An 11,173-nucleotide genomic window follows, 5' to 3' on the forward strand; every position below is an offset into this window, starting at 1 on the left:
TACCTAAAAAAAAGCAGGGTCGGAAGCATTTGCTTCCCACCCTGCTTTCTTTCATTATTTCTTATCCGAATCAACCTGGTTCGATTCATCTTCTTTGTACGTATAATCGTAATCTGCTGGGTCGATTGGTTCAAAGCCCTTCGGTGAATAGAAACGAAGCAAGTCACCATTCACGACTTTGTCGGATAAATTGAGCATGGTCTCCACTCTAGATTTAGAGTTGAGGATGTCTTCATTTTCCTCGACCAATTCCCCAGTTTTCGAGTCATAGTATTTTCCTTTGATAGAAGTAACTTCTGGCGATACGAAGTCTCCATTACGGAAAGGTACAATTTCATTATGATCTTTTGACAATAGATCTGAACCGAATTGTACATAATCATTGGATTCTATTCCGAGTAAATGAAGCATGGTTGGAAGAAGATCGATTTGACCTCCGTATTGGTGCATTTCCCCACCTTCAACACCTGGAACATGAATCAATAATGGTACACGTTGTAGCTGAGCATTTTCAAACGTGCCCACTTCTTTATCAAGCACTTTTGACATCGCATCTGTATGATTTTCCGAGATACCGTAATGATCACCATACATGATGATGACAGAGTTATCATACAAACCTGATTCCTTCAGATAATCGAAGAATTCTTTAAGGGCTTCGTCAGCATAGCGAGCTGTCTGGAAATAACTATCAACCGATGCATCCCCTGTTGTATGTTTTTCGATTGTTGTTTTCTCTTGGTCCATGGCATAAGGGAAATGATGGGATACAGTTATGAACTTTGTATAGAAAGGCTGTTGAAGCGTTTCTAACATAGGAATCGATTCTTTAAAGAAAGGCTTATCCATTAATCCATAACTCAACACTTCATCTTTGTTGTCCATATTGTAATGTGCGGCATCAAAGAAATTATCGAATCCAAGTGACTTATACATCTTATCCCGGTTCCAGAAGGATTTATAGTTACCATGGAACACGGCGGAAGTGTATCCATTTTGTCCTAGGATAGCCGGTGCTGCTTGATACGTATTTTGCGATTGAGTAGTGAATGCTGCTCCCTGTGGTAAACCGAACAATGAATTCTCAAGCATGAATTCAGCATCCGCTGTCTTTCCTTGACCAACCTGATGGAAGAAGTTATCAAAATACATAAAGTCCGACTCATTATGTGCAAGTGAATTTAGGAAAGGAGTAACCTCTTCTCCATTCAACTTATAGTCGATCAAGAAATTCTGCATTGATTCCAAATGCAAGTAGATAACGTTCTTGCCTTTTGCTTTACCGAAGTATTCCGGATTCGGCTCTGCACTTGTCGCTTTTGTATAGTTGACGACTTCTGCAATATCCGTGCTGTTGGCCGTTGCACGCTGAGCGTACGTTTTAGTGTTTTGAACGGCATCGTATACAGTATAGTTGAACATACCAAGATACTTAACAATGTAGTTCCGATCAAATGTTCTTGATAATAATTGTGGGCGGTCTTTTTCAGCCAGTCCCAAATTGATAGCGAAAATCACAAGTCCAGTAAGGTAGACCAATGCTATTGTACGACGTTTAACTTTAACGTTTTCCAATTTAACGTCTTTGAATTTATATAGAACCATTAAAAGAACCGTATCTAAGAAATAAAATACGTCATAAGATTTAAATAATGCTAAAACACTCGGTCCCAAATCTCCGGCATTTTGCACTTGCGTCAAGGTTGGCAGTGTAATGAAATCCGTAAAGGAACGGTAATACACAATATTAAAGAATAACCATAAGGACATCAATAGGTTTAACCTGATAACCCATTTGAACGACTTTTTACCTCTCACCAATAATGCCAAGCCGAAAATCAAGATAGCTGAGCTAACTGGGTTAATGAAAAGTAAGAATTGTTGTAATCCATTCTCTAGGCCTAAATTGAATTCCATTCGATAACCAATGTAGGTCTTTATCCAAAACAAGACTATAGCTACAACAAAAAAGCCTAGTATGTTATTTACAAATAAATGCTGGCCTTTTTTCAAGAAATTTTTCATGCTTTCACCTCTATTAAACTAGTGGTATATAGTAAACTTTTACTTTCTTACAGAAGACGGAAATTCGCAAACCTTATGATAGCACTCTTTTGCTTCTATAGTCAAGAATGCACAAAACTTTCAAATGTCACGTGTTTTTTCTCGTCTGTCATTATTCCCCATCCAAAAAAGTTTCAATACCTATACCTTTAAATATATAGGAAGCTCCTGTTACATTCCAATAAATATAACCCATGTTTCCTGGCAACGACGAATGATATTCCCATCCCAATTTCAAATCTCCTAAGCCTTTACCATTATAAACGACTCCTTACGAAAAGACCACAACTTTACAAAATATGTAAATGGTATTTCGAGAATTATTGGAAAATTCATCGTTTTATTTTGTCATCCCTTTACTATAATTCCTTTTTTTCTTATCCGATCATTCGACATCTAGAAACCAACTGTAGTTTTCGCCCGATGAAGATCCAAAACCCTTTCTCCTCCCCCCACTTCGTAACGGTTTGAGATGGCTCATACGATTATGAGCGGGCTAATGTTTTCCACAAGATATCGTCTACTATCGACACCATTCTCCTTCTTTCCTGGTTCTCCAATTTCCCTTAAGACATTCCTTAATATATACGGATTGTCCTCAAAAATGATGCATTCTCCATAAAAAAATAATTTTGTAACCTGCATGAGATTTTTTTCATTTCGATTTATTGTAAGATACACACCATCTTACTCGTTTTCATGAGCACTCCGTGAGGAGCATTATAATAGGAAGAAAAATAATTTTACGCACTCTGTTTCGTTAATTTCTTAAAGGTATGTTTCCACCTCTGCGATTGTGTTAGCCAATAAAAAAATGCCTGTTCTCACATAAAGTGGGAACAGGCATTTCGGGATTCATGAATTACTTAAGGCCTTCAGAGATTTCATTAACCATTTCATTAACGGATTCTAATCCGCCACCTGATAAGTACCAGTAGTTAGGGTCAAGATAAACGATGTGGCCATCTTTATAAGCGTTTGTGTTCTTCACAATGTCATTTTCAACAGTTTCTTTCGCAGCAGCACCATCACCCACTACAGCATCTCTATCAATAACGAAAAGGTAGTCCGGGTTTTTTTCAGCAATATATTCGAAAGAAATGCTTTGACCGTGTGTTGATACTTCTAATTTATCGTCTACAGCAGGAACGCCGAATACATCATGAATGATACCGAATCTTGAGTTAAGACCATATGCACTTACTTTTCCACCATTAGCAAGAACGATTAAACCTTTTTTATCAGCAGGAACTTTTTCCTTCAAAGCATCAATATTTTCTTCAACGCTTGCAAGTTCTTTAGCTGCTTGGTCTTCTTTACCAAAGATCTTACCTAAAAGTGTAACGTTTTCTTCAAATGATTCCATATATTTTGTAGTATCCACACCAACGAATACAGTTGGGGCGATTTCACTTAATTCTTCATATGCTTCTGATTGACGACCTGAGATCAGAATAAGGTCAGGAGCCATTTCGTTGATCTTTTCGAAGTCAGGTTCTTTCAAGCCACCTACATTTTCAGTGCTTTCCTTGTAGTCAGAAAGGTATTTAGGAAGGCTATCTTGAGGAACACCCGCTACCTCTACGTCTAATTTATCCAGAGTATCAAGGGCACCCATATCGAATACAACAACTTTTTCAGGGTTCGTTTTAACTTTTGTTTCGCCTAATTGGTGTTTAACGGTGAATTCTTCACTTTTAGCTGTTTCACTTGTATTTTTTTTTGTACTTGATTCTTCTTTTTCATCATTCGATCCACAAGCTGCAGCTACGACTGCCAACATTGCCAATAAAAGCAATAAAGATAATTTTTTCATCATTAGATAGTCACCTCGAAAGTTATTTTATATTTGAAATCACCTTTGAAACCATTAGCCTTCTGTAACCATATCTTCCTATAACCCCTTTCAGCCGGCCATATCATGGGCGCCTGCCAACTGAAACAGTTTGAAAAGTAGTGAGATTAAAGTAGGTTCAAGCTTTGAATCCTAGGTGATTTTAAATCAATATGAACGGATTAACTCAAGTAAAGTACACACAAATCTTATTATCATTGATGTTTTGGATTTCAATGTCCATATCATATATTTCCTTTAAGACATTGGAGTTGATGACCTGTTCGGTCGGTCCATTATGGACAACCTTTCCATCCTTCAATGCAACGATGTAATCGGAGTAACAAGAAGCAAAATTAATATCATGGATGACGATGATGACCGTTTTTCCCAATTCATCGGTCAGTCTTCTTAAAACCTTCATGATTTGAACGGAATGCTTCATGTCCAAGTTGTTCAATGGTTCGTCAAGAAGCACATATTCTGTGTTTTGAGCAATGACCATGGCAATGAATGCCCGTTGTTGCTGTCCACCACTAAGCTGGTCTAGAAACTTGTCCTGCATATCGGCAAGTTCCATATATTCAATCGCTTCATCGACATATACCCAATCCTCTTTCGTCAGTTTCCCTTGTGAATAAGGAAAACGGCCAAAAGCGACGAGTTCACGAATGGTTAAACGAATGTTAATGTGGTTGGCCTGCTTTAGAATGGCAATCTTCTTCGCAAGCTCGTTACTTTTGAAATTGTTCATATCTTTTCCATCAATCAGGACGTCCCCTGAATCTTTGGCAATGAGCCGGCTTATCATGGAGAGGACCGTACTTTTTCCTGCACCATTGGGTCCAATGAAAGAAGTGATCTTTCCTTTTTGGATTTTCAAGGAGACATCCTCGACGACCGTTTTATTATTGTATCGTTTGAATAATTTTTTAACTTCTACCATGATTTATTCTCCTTTAATAGAAGATAGATGAAATATACACCGCCGATAAAGTTGATGATGACACTTAATGTAGTCGAGAAGGTAAAGATTCTCTCAACAATGAACTGGCCCCCGACCAAGGCGATGACACTGATCAGCATCGCACCCGGAAGGATGATTTTATGCTGATAGGAATTGATGAATTGATACGCGACATTGGCAACCAGCAAACCAAGGAATGTAATGGGACCGATCAGGGCCGTTGAAATCGAGATGAGAATCGTGACAACGATCAATACTCGTTTGGTGACGTAATCATAATCCACACCCAAATTGACGGCCTGATCCCGCCCAAGGGACATGACATCTAAATATTTCATGAATCTAAAGAAATAAGCGATAGCCGCGATCATGAGTACAATAGCCAAGATTAAAAGATCTGTATTGACATTATTGAAGCTCGCGAACATTTTGTTCTGTATGATTTGGAACTCATTCGGGTCAATCAACACCTGCATGAAGGATGACATACTACCGAATAATGTTCCAAAGATGATTCCGATGAGCAGTAGGAAGTAAATGTTCCGGTTCTGCTTGAACATGAATTTGAAAAGCAAACTGGCAAAGATGAGCATGATGGCCAACGTTACCAGGAAGTTAAGGTTTTTATTCGTGATCAAAATATGCGTCGAGCCAAGCAAGAAAATGACCGCTGTTTGGATGAGCATATACATGGAATCTAATCCCAAGATGCTTGGTGTCAGTATTTTATTATTAGTGACCGTCTGGAATATCACTGTAGCGAAGGCAATCGCACACCCCACTACGATGATGGCGATAATTTTCCAGACCCGCCTCGGAAGGGAATAATCCCAATTCGGGCCAAGGTCCCAAAAGATGTAAAAGGCTGTTAAAACGGCGGCAAGAACCGCCAATATTATGATCTTATTCTTATTATTCATATGCCTTTCTCCTCATTATCAAATAGATAAATATGGCGCTTCCTATTACTCCCACCACAAGGCCAATCGGAATCTCGAATGGATAAATGATGATCCGGCCCAAAATATCGCAGATTAATAGGAACACAGCCCCTAGCAATGCTGTATGAGAAAGACTCTTCTTCAAGTTATCACCAAGGTAAAGGGAAACAATATTAGGTACGATCAACCCGATGAAAGGAATTGTTCCTACCGTTAATAAAACGAGCGTGGAGGCAAGCGCCACGATAACCAATCCAAGGTTGACCACAAATTTGTAATTGAGGCCCAGATTGATGGCAAACTCTTCCCCCATCCCTGCCACCGTGAATTTATTGGCAAAGATATATGCGACGATGACTAACGGGATACTAGCATATATCAATTCATACCTACCCGACATGATCATCGAGAAATCCCCATTCATCCAAGTGTTGAGGCTTTGGATTAAATCATACTTATAAGCAAAGAAAGTTGAAATGGATCCAACGATATTACCAAACATCAATCCCACTAATGGTATGAAAATAGTATCCTTATATTTTACTTTGTCCAGTATTTTCATGAATAGAAAAGTACCAGCCAAGGCGAAGATGAAGGCAAATGCCATTTTCTCGATAAGGGCTGCCGATGGGAAGATGATCAGAGCAAGAAGAAGACCTAGTCTTGCTGAATCCATCGTACCGGCAGTTGTAGGTGATACAAATTTGTTCCTGCTCAATTGCTGCATGATAAGACCACTGATGCTCATGACGACACCAGCTATAATAATGGTTACCATTCTAGGAAAACGGCTTTGCAACATAATTTGGACTTTATCATCACTTAAGTCCAATAAATCCAAGGGCGTAATATCCTTAACACCTATAAATAGAGAAGTAAAGGATAAAACGATTAACATAAGAACTAAATATCTAATCTTCATCTACGTTTCCTACTCTTCCTATCTCAGTAAATATACAGTGATATATGATTGATTTGACACTATGTATTAATGCTTGAATGAAAATTCGTTTATTTCAAATGAACGATAGAATGATGTTTGTCACTTAAATATGATAATGAGATTCATTATCATTATTACCTTTTCATTCTACCATGTCTCCGCTATGTGTCAACTTAATAAATCTAATTACTTGGGTATAATGGAATTGTCTGGATGACTCTTTACCGAGAATTCCTTTCATTCTTTAGGACCGTTCGTCCAGCTCTACCTATGCACCCCCCTTCCTACATGATAAAATGGAAATAACATCTATTTACTCTTCAATGAAAGTAGCGATATGATGAAAACCTTTCTAACTAAACTTTTCACAAAAAAAGAACATGTCAAAATAGAATTTTGCCAAAATAATCTTGATCGTTTCCTCAATGAACAAACTTCGGAGGTCTATGGAAAATTCTTAAAGAATCCCCGGATTCAGTATAAAGAATATGAATGTTTAAGTGAATGTGCGCTTTGCAAGAAATCTCCTTACGCCATGGTTAATGGAGAATTGGTTATTGGGGCCGACACAGACGACCTTTTAAGCCAGTTACAAAACACATTAAAATAATATATGGGCATAAACACTTAGGTTCTATTAATCATTTTTACCATATTGTTAGCTTTGACTACTTTTCTTGTGCACATTATGTTAATTTATGGTAAATGACTTTTCCAGGAGGACTATCTGTGAAAAAAATCGTACCTACCTTAGTTTCTGTCATCTCTCTTAGCCTTGCCACTGGATTGCCGAGCCATAGCAACGTCGCTCAAGCAGAAGAATTCACTCCTTACTATGGGAGTGGGCCAAGTTATATTCAACCTGATAATCTCTCCTACCTCTTTCCTGTACCTGACACTTCATTCAAGACGCCTGCCTTTCAACAAGATCGACTTGCTTTTACCAGTCAAGAAGAAATGAACACATTCATCGAAGGTCTCACCCATAAAAATAAGCATATTCAAATGAAGACCATTGGTCAATCCACAGAAGGTCGCGATATTCCCATGCTTCTTTTCAGTAAGGACTCAAAAAAACTGCAAAAAAATTCAAAGAAACCATTGATCTGGATTCAGGGACAAATTCATGGCAATGAACCCGCTGCCGGGGAATCCACCTTAGTCATTGCCCAATGGTTAGCAGAAGGGAAGCTTGGCAATGTCCTCGATAAAGTGAATATCGCCATCGTCCCACGCGTGAATCCGGATGGATCCTATTACTTTAAACGCACGACAGCCACTAACTTGGATGCCAATCGGGACTATTTAAAAGTGGAGCATCCTGAAGTCCAGACAATCCACCGGGCAATAAATGCTTACGAACCAGAGGTCATTCTTGACGTACATGAGTACACGGTCAACCCTGCCCCGCTTAAAAAAGTCGGCAAGAATGGCTCAATCGCTTCATATGATTTGCTCATCTCTTCAGCAAAGAATCTAAATATCCCGCAGCAGCTGCGAAAAGCATCCGATGAATTGCTTTTGCCGAAGGTTTTTAAGACATTGGAAAAAGAAAAGCTATCCTATAAGGACTACTATACTCTCGCTACCTCTGAAGATGGGGTGCTGACGGCCACCGAAGGAAGCACGGAGGCACGGATTGGACGTAACGCTTTAGGCTTGAAGAATACGATGTCTTATTTAATAGAAACTCGCGGAATCAATATTGGTCGGACGGATTTCACGCGACGTGTGCATGCACAAGCTACAGCACAGGCTGCCTTCATAAAAGCAACGGCTGATCAGGCAACCAAAGTGAAAAAAGTGGTTCGCCAATCAGAAAGTGAAGTCGTCAAAAAAGGCGCAAAAGCAAATGACAATGATAAGGTTGTCATAAAAAGTGAAAATAAACGAATCAAGAACCAAAAACTAACGGTCATCGATCTGGAAAAAGCCAAAAAGGTGGATACGTCCATCGATTGGTTTGATTCGACCGACGCTTACCCTACACTGGTCAGAAATCGTCCAACGGCTTATATCCTCCCTTCCGAGTACAAAGAGGTAGCAAAAAAACTGGAGCGATTGGGTGTTCAAGTGAATACACTTAAAAAGTCCATCACTATACCGGTTGAAAGCTACAAAGTAACAGATTTGAAAGTTTCCGACGAACTGGAAAATGGACATGCAACGAAAGAAGTGACGACCTCCGTCCATACGAAGAAACAAAGCTTCCCAAAAGGTAGCTATGTATTCAATATGTCCCAGCCTGATGCCAACTTCATTGCCCTAACCCTTGAGCCCGAAGGCATCGACAGTTACGTGACCTTCAATTTCATCCCTGCGGCCAAAGGCGATGAACTTCCGATTTACCGTTACATGAAACAACCACCCTTACCGGTAAAATAGACTGAGAACCCGAAACGAAAACACGCCTGAGCATTAGTGCTCAGGCGTGTTTTCGTTTCTTTTGGAATGGAACAGGGGTGGGTGAATATATTTAAAAGGATGACTAGAAAGGGGGAAAGTCTTTGAGCGAGCATGTATATACGGAAATCAACCGCCTTGTTAACCGGTTAAAGCAAGATCAGTCTTCGGATGGATCGTGGAATTATCCGTTTGACACCGGGATTACGGCGGATGCCTATATGATTATCTTACTGAAAATACTGCAAATAGAGGACGAACCGCTTATAGAGGCATTGGTGAACAGGATTGAAAGCAGACAGACGGAAAATGGTTCGTGGAAACTCTTCCATGATGAAAAAGACGGAAACCTATCCGTTACCATCGAGGCTTACTATGGGCTTCTCTATAGTGGCCTCCGGAAAAAACAAGATCCCCATATCAAAAAGGCGAAGCAATTCATCCTTGCCCATGGCGGAATCAAAAAAGCCAAAATGTTAACGAAAATGATGCTGACCGTCACCGGCCAATACAAATGGCCACTCATCTTCCCGTTGCCTCTAGAAGTTATATTATTGCCGCCCGTCTCTCCCGTTAATATGTATGACCTCTCCGTATTCGGACGGGTCAACATGATTCCGCTACTTCTTCTAGGTCATAAAAAATTCCAGATCAAATCTCCCATCACTCCTAATCTAAAAGATTTATATCACACCCGGGAGGAACGATCAAAGGAACACGTATGGGAAGAATATCGAACTGATGAGTACCGGTCCTTCTTCTCTACCGTACAGAATGCCGTTAAGTCCTTGATTGGATTTCCCGATTACCTTCATTCGCTAGCCCTTGAAACAACAAAGCGCTTTATGATTGACCGCCTTGAGCCCGATGGAACGCTCTATAATTATTTTGGCTCCACCTTCTTCATGATTTTTGCCTTGCTATCAGTCGGCTATTCAAAAGATGACCCCGTCATCCTGAAAGCTGTTGAAGGCTTGAAGGGCATGGCCTGTTCAATCGATGGCCATACCCATATCCAGTTCACTACGCCTCATGTATGGAATACCTCATTGATTAGCTATGCTTTACAGGAAGCTGGCGTGCCTTCAAAAGACCAAACGGTGAAGACTGCTAATCAATATTTGCTTAGCCGTCAGCATCATATCTTTGGCGATTGGCGGATCCATAACCCAAAAGCTGTTCCTGGCGGTTGGGGATTTTCCGATTTGAATACCATGAACCCCGATGTCGATGATACGAGTGCCTCCTTGCGCGCATTGGCATATGAATTAAAGCACAATCCAACGAATCAGGACAGCTGGCAACGCGGAGTCGCGTTCATGATTTCCATGCAAAATGATGATGGGGGATTCCCTTCATTCGAACGGAATAATGATCATCAATGGCTCCACCTTGTTCCTTTCGAAGGATCGAAATACCTGTTAACGGACCCCTCCACCCCCGATCTAACAGGGAGGGCACTCGAATTCTTAGGTAACTATACAAATATGAAGAAACCTGAAAAAGTCAGCAAAAAAGCCGTCAATTGGCTCTTGGATAATCAAGAACCGGATGGATCATGGTATGGACGCTGGGGAATTTGCTATCTTTATGGGACTTGGTCTGCTTTGACAGGATTAAAAGCAGCCGGACATTCTTCAGACCACCCAGCCATAAAGCAATCTGTGGGCTGGTTGAAGAAAATCCAAAATAAAGATGGTGGTTGGGGGGAGTCTTGCTATAGCGATATAAAAGAAAAATATGTTCCACTCGGTACCAGTACTCTGACCCATACGGCCTGGGCAGTGGACGCCCTGATATCCACTTCAGAAGAGCCAACACCTGAAATCAAGAAGGGAATAACCTATCTCATTCGTGAAGGGTCAAAAGAGTGCTGGGCCAATGAGTATCCAGCAGGCCAAGCAATGGCCAACTTTTTGTATATTCATTATCACAGTTATCGTTATATTTATCCCTTATTAACATTAAGTCACTACAAAAATAAGTTCATGAATGATTAAAGACCGGTTATCCACCATTCA

General features: G+C 40.1%; 8 protein-coding genes. 3 read left to right on the top strand and 5 right to left on the bottom strand.

The genetic code is table 11. From position 1 onward, the window contains the following. Positions 1–54 precede the first annotated feature (54 nt). The 5 genes from ltaS to ACIQXU_RS13625 all read right to left on the bottom strand — a co-directional run bounded on the left by ltaS (position 55) and on the right by ACIQXU_RS13625 (position 6,728). Positions 55–2,025, bottom strand: a complete 1,971-nt coding sequence (gene ltaS, locus ACIQXU_RS13605) for a lipoteichoic acid synthase (protein WP_402954424.1) — start codon at positions 2,023–2,025, stop codon at positions 55–57. Positions 2,026–2,926: 901 nt separating this feature from the next. After that, positions 2,927–3,880 (bottom strand): siderophore ABC transporter substrate-binding protein, encoded by a 954-nt coding sequence (locus ACIQXU_RS13610; protein ID WP_402990083.1) that lies wholly within the window; start codon positions 3,878–3,880, stop codon positions 2,927–2,929. A 205-nt stretch (positions 3,881–4,085) separates the two neighbouring features. Further along, positions 4,086–4,844 carry an iron ABC transporter ATP-binding protein gene (locus tag ACIQXU_RS13615; protein WP_402870864.1) on the bottom strand — a complete coding sequence of 253 codons (759 nt, stop codon included), beginning with the start codon at positions 4,842–4,844 and terminating at the stop codon, positions 4,086–4,088. Next, the gene (locus ACIQXU_RS13620; RefSeq protein WP_402954427.1) at positions 4,838–5,785 is read right to left on the bottom strand and encodes an iron chelate uptake ABC transporter family permease subunit; all 948 of its coding nucleotides are present in this window, start codon (positions 5,783–5,785) and stop codon (positions 4,838–4,840) included. Before ACIQXU_RS13620 ends, ACIQXU_RS13615 begins: the two co-directional genes overlap by 7 nt. Beyond that, entirely contained in the window at positions 5,778–6,728 is a 951-nt protein-coding gene (locus ACIQXU_RS13625) for an ABC transporter permease (protein ID WP_402870859.1), read from the bottom strand. The genes ACIQXU_RS13620 and ACIQXU_RS13625 overlap by 8 nt, the downstream gene beginning before the upstream one ends. A gap of 361 nt (positions 6,729–7,089) precedes the next feature. Here ACIQXU_RS13625 and ACIQXU_RS13630 point away from each other — a divergent pair, with 361 nt between their 5' ends. The 3 genes from ACIQXU_RS13630 to shc all read left to right on the top strand — a co-directional run bounded on the left by ACIQXU_RS13630 (position 7,090) and on the right by shc (position 11,152). Continuing rightward, positions 7,090–7,359, top strand: coding sequence for a DUF1450 domain-containing protein (locus tag ACIQXU_RS13630; RefSeq protein ID WP_402990086.1), 270 nt, complete (start codon positions 7,090–7,092; stop codon positions 7,357–7,359). A gap of 119 nt (positions 7,360–7,478) precedes the next feature. Further along, positions 7,479–9,134 (top strand): M14 family metallopeptidase, encoded by a 1,656-nt coding sequence (locus tag ACIQXU_RS13635; RefSeq protein WP_402990049.1) that lies wholly within the window; start codon positions 7,479–7,481, stop codon positions 9,132–9,134. Positions 9,135–9,256: 122 nt separating this feature from the next. Next, positions 9,257–11,152: a squalene--hopene cyclase gene (gene shc, locus ACIQXU_RS13640; RefSeq protein WP_402990052.1), complete on the top strand. Its 1,896-nt coding sequence runs from the start codon at positions 9,257–9,259 to the stop codon at positions 11,150–11,152. The last annotated feature ends 21 nt before the right edge of the window (positions 11,153–11,173 follow it).

Source organism: Peribacillus sp. NPDC097284, assembly GCF_044761765.1.
Classification (GTDB): domain Bacteria; phylum Bacillota; class Bacilli; order Bacillales; family DSM-1321; genus Peribacillus.